The organism is Tropicibacter alexandrii (genome assembly GCF_003667315.2).
Lineage (GTDB): Bacteria > Pseudomonadota > Alphaproteobacteria > Rhodobacterales > Rhodobacteraceae > Tropicibacter > Tropicibacter alexandrii.
In genome coordinates this window covers 79604-96937 of sequence record NZ_RCTZ02000010.1, presented here as the reverse complement: position 1 = coordinate 96937, position 17334 = coordinate 79604, and the positions used below count along the sequence as shown (strand labels likewise).

The 17334-nt window shown below is 63.4% G+C and carries 17 protein-coding genes and 1 tRNA gene; 3 read left to right on the top strand and 15 right to left on the bottom strand.

Annotated features, from left to right (window positions below; genetic code table 11):
* Nucleotides 1–8 precede the first annotated feature (8 nt).
* Both D8Z78_RS14205 and D8Z78_RS14200 read left to right on the top strand, forming a co-directional pair.
* The gene (locus D8Z78_RS14205; protein WP_121630999.1) at nucleotides 9–1064 is read left to right on the top strand and encodes a sugar phosphate isomerase/epimerase family protein; all 1056 of its coding nucleotides are present in this window, start codon (nucleotides 9–11) and stop codon (nucleotides 1062–1064) included.
* Nucleotides 1065–1066: 2 nt separating this feature from the next.
* Nucleotides 1067–2179, top strand: coding sequence for a Gfo/Idh/MocA family protein (locus D8Z78_RS14200; RefSeq protein WP_121630929.1), 1113 nt, complete (start codon nucleotides 1067–1069; stop codon nucleotides 2177–2179).
* Between the two features lie 134 nt (nucleotides 2180–2313).
* On the opposite strand, the gene D8Z78_RS14195 is transcribed toward D8Z78_RS14200, so the two are convergent.
* The 14 genes from D8Z78_RS14195 to D8Z78_RS14135 form a co-directional block, all read right to left on the bottom strand.
* A tRNA-Met gene (locus tag D8Z78_RS14195) sits at nucleotides 2314–2390 on the bottom strand.
* Nucleotides 2391–2472: 82 nt separating this feature from the next.
* The gene (locus tag D8Z78_RS14190) at nucleotides 2473–3786 is read right to left on the bottom strand and encodes an ATPase (protein ID WP_121630928.1); all 1314 of its coding nucleotides are present in this window, start codon (nucleotides 3784–3786) and stop codon (nucleotides 2473–2475) included.
* 89 nt (nucleotides 3787–3875) lie between these two features.
* Nucleotides 3876–4406 carry a prepilin peptidase gene (locus tag D8Z78_RS14185; protein ID WP_121630927.1) on the bottom strand — a complete coding sequence of 177 codons (531 nt, stop codon included), beginning with the start codon at nucleotides 4404–4406 and terminating at the stop codon, nucleotides 3876–3878.
* A gap of 5 nt (nucleotides 4407–4411) precedes the next feature.
* The gene (locus D8Z78_RS14180; RefSeq protein ID WP_121630926.1) at nucleotides 4412–5266 is read right to left on the bottom strand and encodes a tetratricopeptide repeat protein; all 855 of its coding nucleotides are present in this window, start codon (nucleotides 5264–5266) and stop codon (nucleotides 4412–4414) included.
* Between the two features lie 30 nt (nucleotides 5267–5296).
* On the bottom strand, nucleotides 5297–5833 hold the full coding sequence (locus D8Z78_RS14175) for a tetratricopeptide repeat protein (RefSeq protein WP_240672127.1): 537 nt from the start codon (nucleotides 5831–5833) through the stop codon (nucleotides 5297–5299).
* Between the two features lie 30 nt (nucleotides 5834–5863).
* On the bottom strand, nucleotides 5864–6847 hold the full coding sequence (locus D8Z78_RS14170) for a type II secretion system F family protein (protein WP_121630924.1): 984 nt from the start codon (nucleotides 6845–6847) through the stop codon (nucleotides 5864–5866).
* 16 nt (nucleotides 6848–6863) lie between these two features.
* The gene (locus D8Z78_RS14165) at nucleotides 6864–7829 is read right to left on the bottom strand and encodes a type II secretion system F family protein (protein ID WP_121630923.1); all 966 of its coding nucleotides are present in this window, start codon (nucleotides 7827–7829) and stop codon (nucleotides 6864–6866) included.
* A 6-nt stretch (nucleotides 7830–7835) separates the two neighbouring features.
* Nucleotides 7836–9275 (bottom strand): TadA family conjugal transfer-associated ATPase, encoded by a 1440-nt coding sequence (locus D8Z78_RS14160; protein WP_121630922.1) that lies wholly within the window; start codon nucleotides 9273–9275, stop codon nucleotides 7836–7838.
* A gap of 17 nt (nucleotides 9276–9292) precedes the next feature.
* Nucleotides 9293–10552 carry a CpaE/TadZ family protein gene (locus tag D8Z78_RS14155; RefSeq protein WP_121630921.1) on the bottom strand — a complete coding sequence of 420 codons (1260 nt, stop codon included), beginning with the start codon at nucleotides 10550–10552 and terminating at the stop codon, nucleotides 9293–9295.
* Nucleotides 10553–10828: 276 nt separating this feature from the next.
* Nucleotides 10829–11494 carry an OmpA family protein gene (locus D8Z78_RS14150; protein WP_240672126.1) on the bottom strand — a complete coding sequence of 222 codons (666 nt, stop codon included), beginning with the start codon at nucleotides 11492–11494 and terminating at the stop codon, nucleotides 10829–10831.
* Between the two features lie 19 nt (nucleotides 11495–11513).
* Nucleotides 11514–12947, bottom strand: a complete 1434-nt coding sequence (locus D8Z78_RS14145) for a type II and III secretion system protein family protein (RefSeq protein ID WP_121630919.1) — start codon at nucleotides 12945–12947, stop codon at nucleotides 11514–11516.
* 191 nt (nucleotides 12948–13138) lie between these two features.
* A complete protein-coding gene (gene cpaB / locus D8Z78_RS14140) occupies nucleotides 13139–13993 on the bottom strand; it encodes a Flp pilus assembly protein CpaB (RefSeq protein ID WP_121630918.1) in 855 nt (284 codons plus the stop codon).
* Between the two features lie 105 nt (nucleotides 13994–14098).
* The gene (locus D8Z78_RS24630; RefSeq protein WP_164932970.1) at nucleotides 14099–14263 is read right to left on the bottom strand and encodes a hypothetical protein; all 165 of its coding nucleotides are present in this window, start codon (nucleotides 14261–14263) and stop codon (nucleotides 14099–14101) included.
* Nucleotides 14264–14444: 181 nt separating this feature from the next.
* The gene (locus D8Z78_RS14135) at nucleotides 14445–14642 is read right to left on the bottom strand and encodes a Flp family type IVb pilin (protein ID WP_121630917.1); all 198 of its coding nucleotides are present in this window, start codon (nucleotides 14640–14642) and stop codon (nucleotides 14445–14447) included.
* 380 nt (nucleotides 14643–15022) lie between these two features.
* Here D8Z78_RS14135 and D8Z78_RS14130 point away from each other — a divergent pair, with 380 nt between their 5' ends.
* On the top strand, nucleotides 15023–15841 hold the full coding sequence (locus D8Z78_RS14130; protein ID WP_121630998.1) for a lytic transglycosylase domain-containing protein: 819 nt from the start codon (nucleotides 15023–15025) through the stop codon (nucleotides 15839–15841).
* On the opposite strand, the gene D8Z78_RS14125 is transcribed toward D8Z78_RS14130, so the two are convergent.
* Nucleotides 15827–17236, bottom strand: coding sequence for an FAD-binding oxidoreductase (locus D8Z78_RS14125; protein ID WP_121630916.1), 1410 nt, complete (start codon nucleotides 17234–17236; stop codon nucleotides 15827–15829). The genes D8Z78_RS14130 and D8Z78_RS14125 overlap by 15 nt on opposite strands.
* Nucleotides 17237–17334: the final 98 nt, after the last annotated feature.

The window sequence follows — 17334 nt, the reverse complement described above, 5'->3', positions numbered from 1 at the left end:
GGATGACGATGGCGGGTTTGATCAAGGGACCGGCGCTGTTTCTGGCGCAATTCGCGGGCGATGAGGCGCCGTTCAACAGCCTCGAAAACATCACCAAGTGGGCGGCTGGTCTGGGCTACAAGGGCGTGCAGATCCCGACATTCGACGCGCGTCTGTTCGATCTGGACAAGGCTGCCGACAGCCAGACCTATTGCGACGAGGTCAAGGGGATTTGCGCCGATGCAGGCGTCGAGATCACCGAGTTGTCGACCCACCTGCAAGGCCAGCTGGTCGCGGTGAACCCGGCTTATGACCTGTCTTTCGACGCCTTCGCGCCCGCCCATGTGCAGGGCAACCCGGCGGCGCGGCAGGAATGGGCCGTCGATCAGGTGAAAAAAGCCGCCGTGGCCTCGCGCCGCCTTGGGCTGGACACCACCGTCAGCTTTACCGGCTCGCTGGCCTTCCCCTATCTCTACCCGTGGCCGCAGCGCCCGGCCGGTCTGGTCGAGGAAGCCTTTGCTGAACTGGCCCGCCGCTGGGTGCCGATCTTCAATCACTACGAGGAAAACGGCGTCGATATCGGCTTTGAAATCCACCCGGGCGAAGACGTGTTTGACGGGGCCACATGGGAGATGTTCCTTGACGCCTGCGGCGAACACGCGCGCTGCCAGATCAACTACGACCCCTCGCATTTCCTGCTGCAAGCGATGGATTACCTGTCCTTCATCGACCTCTATCACGACCGCATCTGCGCCTTCCACGTGAAGGATGCGGAGTTCAACCCGGATGGTCGTCAGGGCGTCTATTCGGGCTATCAATCTTGGGTCAACCGCGCCGGGCGCTTCCGCTCGCTTGGCGACGGGCAGGTGGATTTCTCCGGCATCTTCTCGAAGCTGGCGCAGTACGGGTATGACTCGTGGGCCGTGCTGGAGTGGGAATGCTGCCTGAAATCGCCCGAACAGGGGGCCGCCGAGGGCGCGCCGTTTATCGCGCGCCACATCATCCAGACCACCGACAAGGCGTTTGACGACTTCGCCGGGGGCGAAACCGATCACGCGCAAATCCGCGCCATGTTGGGGCTGTGACCATGACAAAGTTGAAATTGGGCATGGTCGGCGGCGGGCAGGGCGCCTTTATCGGCGGCGTCCACCGCATCGCCGCGCGCATCGACGGCCAATGGGAGCTGGTGGCGGGCGCGCTGTCGTCCAACCCAGAGCGGGCCAAGGCGTCGGGCGCGGAACTGGGCCTTGACCCGGCGCGCTGCTACGGGTCGTTCGAGGAGATGGCGCAGGCCGAGGCTGCGCGCGCTGATGGCATCGACGCGGTCGCCATCGTGACACCGAACCACATGCACGCCGCGCCCGCGATTGCCTTTCTGAACGCCGGGATCAACGTGATCTGCGACAAGCCGCTGGCCGCCACGCTGGAAGATGCCGAGGCGATTGCAAGCGCCGCGCAGGCCAGCGGGGCGCGGTTTTTCCTGACGCATAACTACACGGGCTACCCCCTGATGCGACAGGCGCGCGAGATGATCGCCCAGGGAGCGTTGGGCGACATCCGCGTCGTGCAGGTCGAATACGCCCAAGACTGGCTGGCTGAGGAAACCCACAACAAGCAGGCCGACTGGCGCACCGATCCGAGCAAATCCGGCGCGGGCGGCTGTGTGGGCGATATCGGCACGCATGCCTTCAACCTCGCGTCTTTTGTGACCGGACTGGAGGTCGACAAGCTGGCCGCCGATCTCGATGCCTTCGTTCCCGGTCGCAAGGTGGATGACAACGTCCACGTCATGTTGCGCTACAAGGGCGGGGCCAAGGGCATGCTGTGGACCAGCCAAGTGGCCGTGGGCAATGAAAACGCCCTGCGGCTGCGGATCTATGGCACCAAGGGCGGGATCGACTGGGCGCAGGAAAATCCCAACGTCATGACCTTCACCCGCTTTGGCGAGCCGAAACAGATTCTGACGCGCGGCGGGGCCGGGTCCACGCCTGCGGGGCAGGCTGGCCTGCGTGTGCCGCCGGGCCATCCCGAAGGCTATCTCGAAGGGTTCGCCACGATCTATGCCGAGGCCGCCGAGGTGATCCGCACCGGGCAAGGCGGGGATATCCTGCCGGGGGTCGCAGATGGCGTGGCCGGGATGCGCTTCATCAAGGCCTGCATCGAGTCGTCGCGCGCCGACGGGGTCTGGACCGCGCTCTAGCGGTCCACCGGCAGGTGCTTCACCGCGACCGGCCCTAGGTTGCGCGTGGCGTGCTACGCGCCACGGGCGATCTCATTGCGCGACAAAGCACGCGAAAGCGCCGCGAAATAGGTCATTTTCGAGGGAGGGAAGGGTGGTGGCGTGGGGGGGACTCGAACCCCCGACCTAACGATTATGAGTCGTTCGCTCTAACCAACTGAGCTACCGCGCCAATCCGTGGGCGGTGTCTATGTAAGCCCGGCCATGGCGTCAAGCGGAAAAATCCGAAAAACACGCAGGCCGGGCCAAGTCCCTCATTTCACGATCTTTTCGTCCTTGACGAACATGTTGCCCCAAGCGCGATCCACCAGTTCGGGGGTCATCTTGTAGGGTAGCCCCTCGAAATCGCAGACCGCCATCATCTGGTCGATTAGAAAGACCGGCTGGTAGTTGGCGTAGATGTTGTTGATCGTCGGATACTTGTTCTTGAGCAGGTGAACGAGGCTGGACTCGTCGAGCTGCATCTTCTTCTTGCGGGCCACCATGGCGAAGATTTTCAGGAAATCCTCTTGGGTTGGGCCATCGATCTTGATCTTGAAGAAGATCCGGCGCAACGCCGCCTGATCGAAGATCTCGTTCGGGTGGAAGTTGGTGGAAAAGATCACCAGCGTGTCGAAGGGCACCTCGAACTTTTCACCAGATTGCAGGGCGAGGATGTCCTTGGATTCCTCCAGCGGGACGATCCAGCGGTTGACCAGCGCCTGCGGCGGTTCGGCCTGACGGCCAAGGTCGTCGACGATGAAGATGCCGCCCGAGGATTTCAGCTGGAGCGGTGCCTGATAGGTGCGCGCGGTCGGGTTGTAGACGAGGTCGAGCATCGACAGCGACAGCTCGCCGCCGGTGATCACGGTGGGACGGGTGCAGACGACATAGCGCTTGTCATAGCGCGCGGTGGTGCGCAGCCGGGTTTCCAAGCCCGGGTCCTCGGCCACGCGGGTATGCACGATCGGGTCGTAGACGGTGATCACCTGCCCGGCATATTCGATGGCGCGCGGAACATAGATCTTGTCCCCCATCGCATCGCGGATACCGTTGGAAATCGAGGATTTGCCGTTGCCCGGCGGGCCATACATCAGGATCGAGCGGCCGGAACTGACGGCCGGACCAAGGTTCGAGATCAGCTCGGGCGGCAGGATCAGGTGCCCCATGGCACCGGTCAACTGGTCGCGGGTGATCTGGATGTTGCGGATCGACTGGCGCTTGACCTGCTCGGCATAGACGTCGAGCGGGACAGGCAGCGCGCCGTAATATTCCGACTGCGACAGCGCGTCGAGCGCGCGGGCCTTGCCGGAATCCGTCAACTGGTAGGGCATTTCATTGGCGACCTGCCCGCCGGCGCCCAGTGTCCCCATCGCCTCGAGCAGACCCTGACCCCGGCACAGGTCGATGATTTCCTGCGTGATCGGCACCGGCAGGCACATGGCCTTGGCCAACTCGCTGACCACGTTGGTGTTCTTGCGGAACAGCGTCTTGAGCAGGATGTCCCGCACCATGACGTTGGACAGCCTGATATCTTCGAGCCGTTTCGGAGAGGGGGGCGCCATCACGGCGCCGGTTTCCATGTTCATGCCTAGCCCACCTGTATCCCGGATTTCGTCCGGGTCAGGGTGACAGCGGTTTATGGCGGATTAAGGGCCGGTCTCGGGAAGGGTTGGGGCTATTGCCCGATAAACGCGCCCATCACCACGTAGGTGGCCAGCATCAGGGCAAAGCCCGTGCCCATCGGGATGGTGAACCGCTGCCCCTTGCCGACGCTGTCGGCATTGCCGTCGGGCGCCGCCCATGTGGCCCAATGCGGGGCCATGCGGTGCAGCGGAGTGGCCTTGGCGATCAGCACGGTGACGGTGGCGGCGATCATCGCCGCGACGCCGACGAACAGCATCAGCCGGATATCGCCGGGATGCACGAACAGCGCGAGGACGGCGGCGAATTTCACGTCGCCCGCGCCGACCTGCCGCATGAACCACATCAGCAGCCCATAGGCAAAGACCACGCCGTACTGCGCGAACCGCCAGAGGAAGTCGTTCAGCGGCATGGTCAGCAGGCCGATGGCCACGAAGGACGCAAACAGCGCCCAGACGGTCACGTTGGTGATCCGCTTGGCGCGCATGTCGACATAGAAGGTCAGGATGCAGATCGGCACCACGGGAAGGGCGAACAGCAGGGCCTGTGTCGCATCGATCTGCATTGGGCCTACACCTGGTCCTCGAGCGCGCGCAGGGCGCGCACGGCGACGTCGAAATGCTGGGGATGCGTCTCGATCGCCTCGCGCAGCAGGCCCTTGCCGATCTCGACATCGCCCCGCTTGATCGCGGCCAGCGCCAGCGTGTGCAGCAATTCGGCCCGTTCGATCTGGGTCATCGGCACCACGGGCAGCGAATAGTTGCCCTGCGCCCCGCGCGCCAGAACGAGGTTGTTCTTGGCAGTAAAGATCGACTGGTCGTGGCGGATCGCCTCGATGAACAGGCGCTCGGCCTCGGCGTGATCGCCGCGGGTCAGCTTGGAATAACCCCAATTGTTCATGACGCTGCCGGGGGTAGTCGTCAGCCCGACGGCGATTTCATAGAAGCTGTCGGCCTTCTTCCATTCCTTGTTGCTGTCGGCAATCATCGCCTCCAGCCGGTAGCGTTTGAAGGTCTCGTAGGTGGGCGGGATGCTGTTCAGGACGGTTTCCGCCTTGTCCCAGTCATTGCCACGGATCAGCGCATCGGCCAGCTGGACCTTGTCCTCGTCCGTGGCGTCCTTGTGGTCGACCACCTTGGCCCATGCGATCTTGCCCTCGGGGATGCGCTTGGCGCGGATCAGCGATTGCGCCAGTCCGCGCATCAGGTCGATGCGATCCGGGTCCTGCGCAGCCGCCCTCTGGAAGTAACTGACAGCCTCGTTCGGGTCGCCGACGGTCAGCATGACCTCGTTGAGGTTGGTTTCATCGATGACGTTGACGCCCTGAAATTTGCGTTCCATTTCAGCGGTGTCGATGCGCCTGTCACAGGCGGACAAGCCTGCGACGGCCACGATACACGCGGTCACAAGGATGGGGTGGCGCATGTTACCTGCGTCCTCTTGCTGCTCTGCCTCTTATCCCGAGAGCCTGCGGATCAGATATTGGCTGCTTCCACGGCGCACGAGTTTGTATTCTTGTTCTGTTTCGTTACCATAAAGCGAATTTTCGACTTTTGCGAGCGCCAAGCGCAGATTGTCGCGGATTGCGTCACTTTCGCCATTGTCGAGCGCATAGGCGCGTTTGAAGATCTCTGACGCCTCGGCCACCTTGCCCCGTTCCATCAGCACGACGCCGAGATTGTTCCACGCCTCGGGCCAGTCTTCCTCGACCTTGACGGCGCGGCGCAGCAGCTGTTCGGACTGGTTCAGACGGCCGAGCGCCAGATTGGCGGAGCCCAGCGCCACCAGCACCTCGCCGGTCAGCCCCTGTTCGCTGGCGGCGCGGGTGAAGTTCTTGAGCGCGAGGTCGTGCTGCCCGGCCTGCATCAGCCGGTGTCCGACCAGCAGCCCATCCACTGCCTCGCTGCGCGGGTCGATCTCCGGGGCAAACGGGTTGCCATCGTCCCGCGCACCAAGGCCGCCCGAAGAACAGGCGGCCAAAGTTGCTGTCATCGCTATGGCCCAAAGAGCCTTTTTCATGGTTTACGGCCCACCCCCGACGCCCAGAGAGCTCATCTTCGTGATGCCCACCACGGACGGTCCGACCAGAATGATCAGCAGCGGTGGCACGGTCAGCATCATAGTGGTCAGCGTCATCTTTGTCGGCAGTTTGTTTGCAGCTTCTTCCGCACGCATGACCCTTTTGTCACGCATTTCCCCGGCATAGACGCGCAACGCGTCGCCGATCGACGTACCGAAGGTCTGCGCCTGATTCAACACCGTGGTAAAGCTGGACACGTCCTGCACGCCGCAGCGTTCCGACATATCGTTCAGAACCTGACCGCGATCCTTGCCGGCCTTCATCTCGTGGCTGATGATCTCGAATTCATCGGCCAGCGCGGGGTAAGAGCCGCGCAGTTCCCGCGCGACGCGCACGATGGACTGTTCCATCGACTGACCGGCCTCGACGCAGACCAGCATCATGTCGAGCGCATCCGGGAAGCCCTGCTGGATTTCCTCCTGACGTTTGCCGACGCGCTTGTTGATCCAGTATTTCGGCGCCATGTAGCCGACGATGCCCGGCCCGAGGATGACCATCAGCTTCTTCTGCATGGTCGCGGTCGAGGCGTCGACCATGGTCAGGTAATACAGCACGCCAAGGCCGAGCAGACCCAGACCCAGCGCCAGCTGGGCAAAGTAATACAGCTGCACCGCGTCCTTGGTCCGGTAGCCCGCCTGAAGCAGCTTCATACGGATGTCGGACAGTTCCTTTTCGTCCTGCGGCTCCAGGAACTGCGCGTATTTGTTCAGCTTTTCGTTGCGGCGTTTGTCGCGCAGCACGGCGCGGGTTTCCGCGTTCATCTTTTCCTTGCTGGACTGCTTGAGCTTGTCCATCGGGTCGGGTCTGGAATTCAGCATGAACGGGATGGTGCCAAGGATCAGCAGCACCGCCAGCCCCGCGACCACGATCAGCGGACCGGCGGGCCCGAGCAGATCGGTGATCATCGTATTGAGATTGTCGAACATGAAACGGCGTCCCCCCTCAGACCTTGATATTCACGAGCATGCGCATGACGATCATGTTCAGCGCCAGCATGATCCCCACGACGAAGCAGGCCGGGATGAACCACGGGTGATCCAGCACCTCGTCATAATAGTCAGGCTTGGCCACCTGGATCACGATCAGCGCGCCCACCGGGAAGCTCGACAGGAACTTGCCCGACCACTGCGCCTCGGCGGTGATCGCCTTGACCCGGCGGAACAGGCGGAAGCGCGCGCGGATCACCTTGGCCAGACCTTCGAGGATCTCGGCTAGGTTGCCGCCTGCCTGCTGCTGGATCGCCACGGCGACCGCGAGAAAGCGCAAATCCTGCATGTCCAGCCGTTCGGCCATGTGTTTGAGCGCCTCGCCCATGTCGCGCCCATAGGCGGCTTCGTCGGCGATGATGCCGAATTCGGTGGCCAGCGGGTCCTTGAGTTCCTTGGACACGATGGTGATGGCGCTGCTGAACGGGTGGCCGACGCGCAGGCTTCGCACCATCAGTTCGACCGCGTCGGGCAGCTGCTCCTCGATCATGTTGAGGCGCTTTTTCGCCTTGCTCGACACCCACATGAACACGCCGCCCACGCCAAAGGCCACGGCCATGATGATCCGGATCGGCAGACCGGCCTCTGTGCCCACGGTCAGGCCGAGAAAGGCAAAGACCGACGCGCCGACCATCAACATGATCAGCTGTTGCGGGGTAAAGGCGATGGCGGCCTTCTGGGCCTTGTCCGCCAGCAGCGAATACAAGGGCAGGGACCGGCTTTCCATATGCTGGTCCATCTCCTTGCGGAGCTGCGCCAGCACGTCCTCGCGGCGGCCCCCCTTTTCCAGCATTTCGAGGCGGCGGTTGACCTTGTTGGACAGGCTGATCGACTTGCCGAAGGCGACAAGGTAGATGCCGTTGACCAGCACGAGCACGCCGACAAAGATCATGCCATAGATAATTGGTTCTGCAGTCAGCATCGCGCGTTACTCCGGGCGGAAGGGTTCGTAGATCGAGGGCGGGATGTCGTAACCCCACATGCGGAAGCGCTCTGAATAGGCGCTGCGCACGCCGGTCGCTGTGAAGTGACCGATGATCTTGTTCTCAGGTGTCAGGCCAACCCGTTGAAAGCGAAAGATTTCCTGCATGGAGATCACGTCGCCTTCCATGCCGGTAATCTCGGTGATCGAGGTCATCCGGCGAGAGCCGTCCTGCAAGCGCGAGGCCTGCACGATCAGGTTCACAGCCGAAGAGATCTGGCTGCGCATCGCCTTGAGCGGCATTTCGATGCCCGCCATGGCGATCATGTTTTCCAGACGCGCCACGCCGTCACGGGCAGAGTTCGCGTGGATCGTGGTCATCGAGCCGTCATGGCCGGTGTTCATGGCCTGCAACATGTCGATGACTTCCTCGCCGCGCGTCTCGCCGACGATGATCCGGTCGGGACGCATCCGCAGGGCGTTTTTCAGACAGTCGCGCGGCGTCACCGCGCCCTTGCCCTCGACGTTGGGCGGACGGCTTTCCATCCGGCCCACATGGGTCTGTTGCAGCTGAAGTTCGGCCGTATCCTCGATCGTCAGGATGCGTTCGCTGTCATCGATGAAGGACGACAGCGCGTTCAGCGTGGTCGTCTTACCGGAACCGGTACCGCCCGAGACGATGATGTTCAGACGGGTCGCCACGGCGGCCTGAAGATAGACGGCCATTTCCTCGGTAAAGGCGCCGAATTTCACCAGGTCGTCGATGCCCAGCTTGTCCTTTTTGAACTTACGAATGGACACCAGCGAGCCGTCGATGGCGATCGGCGGCACCATGGCGTTGAAACGCGAGCCATCCGACAGACGGGCGTCGACATAGGGGTTCGATTCATCGACACGGCGGCCAACGGCGGACACGATCTTATCGATGATCCGCATCAGGTGCTTTTCATCCTTGAAGGTCACGTCCGACAGCGACAGCTTGCCGTTCTGTTCGACGAAAATCTGGTGCGGTCCGTTGACGAGGATATCGGAAACCGTGTCGTCCTTGAGCAGGGTTTCGAGCGGGCCCAGCCCTTTGACCTCGTCATAGAGGTCCGCGATCATCGCGCGCCGCTCGTCGCGGTTCAGCACGATGCCCTTTTCCTGCAATGCCTCGGAGGCGATTTCCGAGATTTCCTCACGCAGTTCCGCCTCGGAGGCCTGATCGATGGCGGCAAGGTTCAGGTTGTCCAGAAGCGCGCGGTGCAGTTCCAGCTTGACCTCGCCCAGCCGTTCCTTGCGCTTCTTTTCCTTGTCGGCAGGGGCCGAGCGCGCAGGCATGCTGGACACCTGCTTGCGCCGCATGGCCGTGGGTTTCGGGGGCTCCGCCTCGGTGGAATGCGCGGGGGCGGCCTCCTTGACCGGGGCCGCCGTTTTGACCTGTGGTTTCTTGTAACGCGAAAACATCTACTACCTCGTTCGGATCAAGCCGCTTCGGCGTCGTCCGCGCCGATCTGCGTCAGTTGTCCTGCCAGCTTCATCAATTCCTTGCGCAGCGGGTTCTTGGCCGCGTGGGTCGCCAGCGGCAGGCCGTGGTCGCAGGCCTGCATGACGGCGCGCCCACCATCGGGGAATTGCAGCGTCAGCGCGATGCCAAGGCTGTCAGCCATGCGCTTGACCCGGCTCTTGCCCTGCAAGTCGGTGAATTTCGGCGCGCGGTTCAGCGCGAAGCGGATCTTGTCGAAGGGCAGTTCCTCGCCCTGCAAGACGCGTTTCAGGCGCAGCACGTTCTGGGCCGAGCGCATGTCCAGTTCGACCAGCGCAAGATAGATTTGCGCCTCGACCAGCACGGTTTCGGTCCAGTTGGTCAGCGCCGGGGGCATGTCGACGATGACATAGTCGAAATGCTCGCGCGCGACGTCGAGGATGCGCTTGACCTCGGTCGGGCCGATCATGTCCAGCGGCAGGATGTCGGCGGGCGAGGTGAAGACCTGCAACTTGCCCTCGAAGCTGACCAGCGCCTGACCAAAGCTGTCGCCATCCATGCTTTCGACATCCGACAGCAGTTCAAAGACAGTGTCGCGCCGGGGCAGGTCGAGATAGGTCGCGATCGAGCCGAATTGCAGGCCAAGGTCGATCAGGCAGACGCGGGGCGTCTTGTCCTTGCCCATGGTCGCCAGTTCATAGGCGAGATTGACGGCCACCGTGGTCGCGCCCGCACCGCCGGCCAGCCCCTGAACGGCGATCAGCACGCCGTCGCCGCCGCCTTTCAGCTTGACCTGCTGCGGCTGCTCGGCCTGAACGCCTGCCTCGCCTGCGGGCGCGACGGGTTCGGGCTTGGCGCGGATGCGCTCGACCGCCTGCGCCAGTTCGCCCTCGGGCAGGGGGTAGGGGATGAATTCATCGGCGCCCGCGCGCAGCAGCTGGTGCAGCGAGGCCGGGGTCACGTCATCGGCGATCAGGATCACCTTGATGTCGCGGACCTTGGCGCCCTTGATGATGCCGGTCAGCAGCGGCAGGTCCGGTTCGTCGATGGCATCTATGGCCAGCGCGACGAATTCCAGATCTTGCGCCTCGTCCTGGGACATGAAGGGCAAAGCCTCGTCAAAGCCGAGATCGCCCCAGTCCTCGCCCAGCAGAATTTCCATGTCCTCGATCAGCAGGTCGAAATTTTGAACATCCCTGCTGATGGTGCAGGCCACGATGGGCGCTGCGTCCGTCGGTTGAGATGAAGTACTCGTCATGCCTCACGTCCTTTGCTGTTTGCCCCGATCCGGTCCCCGAAGGTTCGTCGGGGCCGGGCAGGCAAGGCGCCTTGTCGAGTCGGCGCACTGGTCCTTGACGTGAGAGTCATCCAGAAAGGCGGCAACATTTGGGCCAAAAAGCCGAAATTGTACGTCATTTCCCGACGGTCGCGCGGCGCGGTCGAGCAGGGCGCCCAGTAAAATCTGCCGAAAAATCATGGATTTGAAACGAAAAGGGCCCCGTCGGGGCCCCTTGCAGTGTTTCGCAGCGCGGGCCTATTCGCCCGACAGCAGATCGTTGCCCGTCTGGCCGGTCAACATGGTCTCGGCCTCGGCGCTGGGCGTGACATATTCACGGAAGATCACCTCGGCATATTTGCCGTCCATCACCGTAGGATGGCTGGACACGAAGCCCGAAACCTCCGTCACGGTGCGGCGATTGCGCCGTTCGCGCCCGTCGGTGACGATCAGCGGCTGGGTCTCGCCGTACGAAACCATCGCCTCGAGGCGGCTGGAAGAGATGCCCAAGGTCGACAGGTAGGCCACGACCGCCTTGGCACGGCGCAGGCCCAGCGACTTGTTATAGGCATCCGAGCCGACCTTGTCGGTGTGACCGTAGATGCGGAAGCGGACCTCGGGGAATTGCCGGATCCAGTTCGCCTGCTCGCGCAGGGTGTCGCGCGCGCCTGCATCCAATTCGGCCGAGTTGAAGGCAAAGTTCACGGTCGTCATGACCTCGGTGGCGAAGCGTTGCGACAGGTCGTAGACGTATTGCTTTTCACCGGTCATGTACTGGTGGTTGTTCATCGTCGCGTTGCCGAAATACCCGGTATCGACAAGCGCGCCCGCCTCGCGGTTGAAGGAATTCATCTCCCCCGCGCGCTGGTCGCAGCCTGCCAGCAAGAGCCCGATTGCAAGGCCTGTCGCCGTCACCCTGATCATCTGTGCGTGCCCCCGCATATCAATCCATCACGTAGCCGTAGGAGGAACTGAAGTCCTGCTTGGCCACTTCGCCTGCCGCGCCTTTCGGGGCGGCTTTGGGTTCGAAATTCTCGCTGACCTTGCCACGCAGGAACAGGTCGCGCTCGGTCGGCGGCACCACCCGATCAGTCGGCAGGGCAAGGGCCTCGCCACGCGTCGGTGTCACGAGATGCGGCGTCACGATGATCACCAGTTCGGACTGTTCGCGCTGGTAGTCGGCGCTGCGGAACAGGGCGCCCAGAACCGGCACATCACCCAGCCACGGCACCTGCGCGTTCAGATCGGTGAAGTCGTCGGTCAGCAGCCCCGCGATGGCAAAGCTTTCGCCGTCGCGCAGTTCCACGGTGGTCTGCGTCTCGCGCCGCTTGAAGGCGTTGATGTTGATGTCGGACAGGGAAATCGAGTTGCTGGTGTCGATGCTCGACACCGCCGCTTCGAGTTCGAGGTTGATGAGGTCGCCATCGACTACGCGCGGGATGAAGGACAGCTCGACCCCGAACGGTTTGAATTCGATGGTCACGGTGTTGTCGTTCTGCGCGACCGGGATCGGGTATTCGCCACCGGCAAGGAACTTGGCCTCCTGACCCGAGAGGGCGGTCAGGTTCGGTTCAGCGAGCGTGCGCACGACGCCTTTGTTTTCAAGAGCTTCCAGCAGGATGCCCACTTCGAGCCCGCCCGCGTTGAAGCCCAGCAGGACCGCGCCCTCGACGCCCGTGGCCTTGGGGAACAGCTTGTTGGAGACCGCGTCCACATTCGCCGCCGATGCGGCGTTGCCGGTGCCCAGTTCCAGACCAAGCGCGCCACCGTTCACGGCCCCGCCGGTCGCGATGGAACTGCGCAGCATCTTGGACACGGAGCGCTGCATTTCGGCAAAGCGCACCTTCAGCATGACCTGCTGGATGCCGCCCACAACCATCAGGTTCGACACCCGTTCCGGGGCATAGCGTTCGGCAAGGTCCAGCGCCCGTTGCATCCGCGCCGTCGAGGATACGGTGCCCGACAGCACGATGCCGTCATTGGCGGTGCGCACTTCGATGGTCTCGTCGGGCAGGATCTGCCGCAGCCGTTCCTTGAACTCGGTCACGTCCGAGGCGACACGCACCTCGACATTGGTGATCAGCTGGCCCTGCGCGTCGAGGATGGTCAGCGTGGTGGTGCCGGGCGCCTTGCCGAGCACGTAGATCGTGCGATCCGACAGCGACGAGATATCGGCGATGGCCGGGTTGGCGATCGAAAGTTCGGCAAAGCTTTGGTCGCTTTCGACCACGACGGCGCGGTTCATGGGGACGTTCAGAACCGACTCGGTGCCGGTCCGGACCACGCGGATCGATTCAGCATGTGCCATCGGGGCGGCAACCGGACCGCCCAAGGCAAGGCCCAGCAGGGCCGCCTTCAGAATACGCTCAATTTTCATGTGACCTGCCTTTCGATCACGCCTCTGTCGCGGGTCTTTTGCCCGCATTGGGTTCAGCCTGCGCGATTTTCGGATTTTTTGCAAGAATCAATAGCTTCCTGCGCATCCTTTATGTGGACAAGTCGCAACAGGGCAAAACCGACAGGCCCCGGAGGTCCGGGGCCTGTCACGGTTTTTCCGTGTCGTTGTGGTCAGTTGGTGCAGGGGATGGGCTTTTCGACCACTTCCGCACCGCGGCGCACCCGCATCACGCAGGGCTTCAACTTGGCCTCGACCTTGCGCTCGGTCTGCTGGAGCCCCAAGAGCGAGCGCTGGTCGACCTCGATGGCCTCGGCCACGGTGTCGTCGTTCAGCGACATCAGCGACAGCGACAGCTTGCCCGTGCTCTGTGCCTGGGCGAGGGCGGCGACCTCTTGCGGGCTGGCGGCCACGGTGACGGTGCGCGCAATCGCGGCGGCGGTGCTGTCGGCCTGCGCGCTCTGGTCGATGGCGATCAGGCGGATGCCGGTCTGGATCAACTTGGTCACGTCGCCGCGCGGCAGGTTCGGATCGTCATCGGGCAGCCGCCCGGTCCAGTAGACGTCGACCCGGTCGCCCGGACGCAGGAAGCCGGACACGCCCGAGGCCACGTCGACCTTGACGGCAAAGGCGCGCTGACCCTTTTCAAGACGCGAGGTCAGGCCTGCATCGCCGCCCGGCTCCGACACCTTCACATCCATGAGCGCCTCGAACTTTTCCATGGCGCGCACGGCGACACGGGGCTGGCCCGTCGGATCGATCAGGGGATTTTCTTCGTCAAAGAAACCCTCGGGCAGGATTTCGGTCGGCCAGGGGGCCAACGCGACATCCTCGGCGAGGATCTGTTCGCCATAGGCAATGGCGCGCGTGGTGACGTAGATCTGCTGGGTGGGGACCTCGGCGACGGTTTTTGACCGGGCCTCGTTCAGGGCGCTTTCATAGGCGCCGATATAGTTTTGAGCCATGTAGACGGCAAAGCCCGCCAGGGCCACGCCGGCGACAAGGACCAGTCCGAAAACGAGTCGCATGGATTTGCTCCTGTCCGTTGTGGGACCTGGCCCGAACTGTCAGTGGACAGGGCGGGCATCAGCCCAAGGGGTCATGCACGGCGCGATCCGAGGAGCGCGGCGGGCTTATTGCTGTTCGGCTATCAGCGCATCGGTCACGATCATGGCGATGCTGAACGCCTCGTCGAAGATCAGGCTGTAGGCGGCGATGGCAAAACCAACGACGGCGGCGGTGATGACGACCCAGTCGATGGTGACGGCGCCAACTTGATCTTTGAAAAAACGTTTCATGTTCAGGTCACCCGCAGCAGAAATGTTTGAAAACGGTCGTGAACCGGCTGTTTCAGGCGAGGTTCAGACGGGCCAGACAGCCTGCCGGGGATGTCCAGCCTTGAAAAAGCGGACCGGCGGGACGGGATACGGCGGCTTTTGCCGCCGCATCCGCAAAGATCGGAAACCCGATCAGGTCAGCTTAGTTGCCGTACTGACCGAACTGGGTGCCTTCTGCGTTCACGGCGTCGGCCGCGGTCTGGATCAGCGCGAAGGAGTTGTCCTGGATGGTGGTGTAGGCGGCGATGGCCAGGCCCACGACGGCGGCGGTCAGAACCACCCAGTCAACGGTCACGGCGCCAGCTTCGTCTTTGCGGAAGTTTTTGATGAACTTGATCATGGTCTCTCTCCGGTAGGTATTCGGTTGCTCAGGTTGACCGTCTCGGGATCGTCGCGGGGCTCTCTCTTTCCCCTGTCCGTCGTCGGTATGAGGATTTATCACCCGAACCTGTGGCGACATTGGGGCAGCAATGGTTTGTTTTTGGCGTATCCGGAGGGTGCGGAAATTTCCCGGCACATTCGGCGTTTGGTGAGTGATACCAATGGTTTGCGCATATATCTTTCGTATGGGTCCACGTCCTTTCGGGCGGGTCGGCGGCACGACTGTCGCCGTCTGGGCGACGGTGCTGGCCGTAATGCCGAAATTGTGCAAAGATCAAGTAAAACAAAGATCGACGAAACGAGCAGCAATTTATGAAAAATGGAATCATCAGTTGCCTGATGGCACTTGCGATTGCCGCAGCTCCCGCGATCGCCGAGGAGAAGGGCGCGCCCACGCCTTTCGCGGATTTCTCGGCCAAGCGGGTGAAACCGCCGAAAACGGGCGAAAAACGCATCACCGTGCAGATCGCGCCCCGTGCGAACCCCGCAGTACCGCCGCCGCGCGCCCCGGCCACGATGGCCGCGCCACAGCCCGTCGCCGCCGGGGCCACGGCCGCCCTGCCGGCCCCGGCTAAATATACGTGGTTCTGGAGCACGGTGTCGCCGAAGCTGGCCGATACCGGGCCGGGCCGTCTGCAACCGGCGCTGGTCGCGCTTGGCAATGGTCCCGCCGGAGCCGCCGTCGCCGCGCCGCGCCTGCAACTATTGCAGGAAATCGCCGCCAACCATGGCCGCAGCCTGTTGCTGGAAACCGCCAGCACGCAGGTGTCCCCTGCGCTGGCGCTTGCGGTGATCGCGGTCGAAAGCGCCGGGCGCGCGGATGCGGTCAGCGGCGCGGGTGCGCAAGGGCTGATGCAGCTGATGCCGGATACGGCCACGCGGTTCGGCGTCAGTGACAGCCTCGATGCGGCGCAGAACATCAAGGGCGGCGTGGCCTTCCTCGATTTCCTGATGACGAAATTCGACGGCGACCCGATCCTTGTCCTTGCGGGCTATAATGCGGGCGAGAATTCCATCGGCGCCAATGACGGCGTGCCGCCCTATGCCGAAACCCGCGATTACGTGCCCAAGGTGCTCGCGGCTTTCGACGTGGCGCGGGGCCTGTGCATGACCCGGCCCGAGCTGATCTCGGACCCGTGTGTGCTACGGATGAACTGAGCGCAGCACCGCGCCGGGGTTCATGATGCCATTCGGATCAAGCGCCGACTTGATGGCGCGCATGGCGGCCAGCTTGACCGGGTCGCCATAGCGTTCCAGATCGCCGACCTTGAGCCGCCCGAGCCCGTGCTCGGCGCTGAACGACCCCTCCATCGAGACGACCAGCCCGTGTAGCGCGTCTTGCACTGCCTCGTCGCAGTCGTAATCGGCGCGGGTCTTTCCGGCGGCGGGGAAGACGTTGAAATGCAAGTTGCCGTCGCCCAGATGGCCAAAACAGTTGATCCGGAAATCCCCCATCCCGGCCAGCAGGTCGGTGGCATGCCGGATGAACGCCCCGATCTGGCCAAGCGGCAGAGAGATATCCTGCGAGGAAATCGAGCCGATGCGCTTGTTGGCCTCGGGGAAATGCTCACGCATGTTCCAGAAGTCCTGCGCCTGCGTCTGGGACTGCGCGATCAGCCCGTCGCTGACCAGCCCGGCCTCGAACCCTTCGGCAAAGATCGCTTCCAGCGCGCCTTGCGGGGATTGATCGCGGCCCAAACCAAGCTCGATCAGAACCACCCAGTCGGGGGCCACGTCCCAAGGCTGGCGGATGTCGGGGAGTTTCTCGCGCAGGAAGTCGAAGCCGGTGCGCGACAGCAGTTCAAAGGCGCTGATCCCGTCGCTCACATGGCTGCGCGCAAGGGTCAGCAGGTCCAGCGCCGCCTCGGGGGAGGGCACGGTCAGCAGCGCTGTGCCCGTGGCGGCGGGGCGGGGCGACAGCTTCAGCGCGGCGGCGGTGATGACGCCCAAAGTGCCCTCGGCCCCGATCAGAAGGTGGCGCAGGTCGTAGCCGGTATTGTCCTTGCGCAGCCGTTTCAGCCCGTGCCAGATCTGGCCGTCCGGCAGCACCGCTTCCAGCCCCAGCACCTGATCGCGGGCATTGCCGTAGCGCAGCGTGTTCACGCCGCCCGCATTGGTGGACAACAGGCCGCCGATCCGCGCAGAGCCTTCGGAGGCGAGCGAAAGCGGGAAAAGCCGGTCGGCCTCGGCGACGGCGGATTGCACATCGGCAAGGATCGCGCCTGCCTCGACCACTGCGGTGTTTTCTTCGGGGTGGATGGACCGGATCGCCATCATGCGCTCCAGCGACAGGATCAGGTGCGCCTCGGGCGCGACCTGCCCGGCGACCAGCCCCGTACCGCCGCCATAGGGGATCACGCCGACGCGGGCGGCATTGCAGGCGGTGACGATCTGCGCAACCTCTTGCGTGCTGCGGGGCAGGGCGACCCACTGCGCCGTCCCGCGCCATTTGCCACGGGGTTCCTCGGAATACCGGGGCTCGGCCCGGCGCAGCGTGTCTGCGGGCAAGTCACGGGCGAGGCAGTCGGCAAAGGCGTCGTCGGCTGGGGTCATGTCGGTCCTCCTGCGCGCGTTTTAGCGGCGCGCGACGCGGAGGGGTAGCGCTTGTTTCGAGGGCGGGTGCGAGGGGCGCTGCCCCTCGCGCTCCCCGA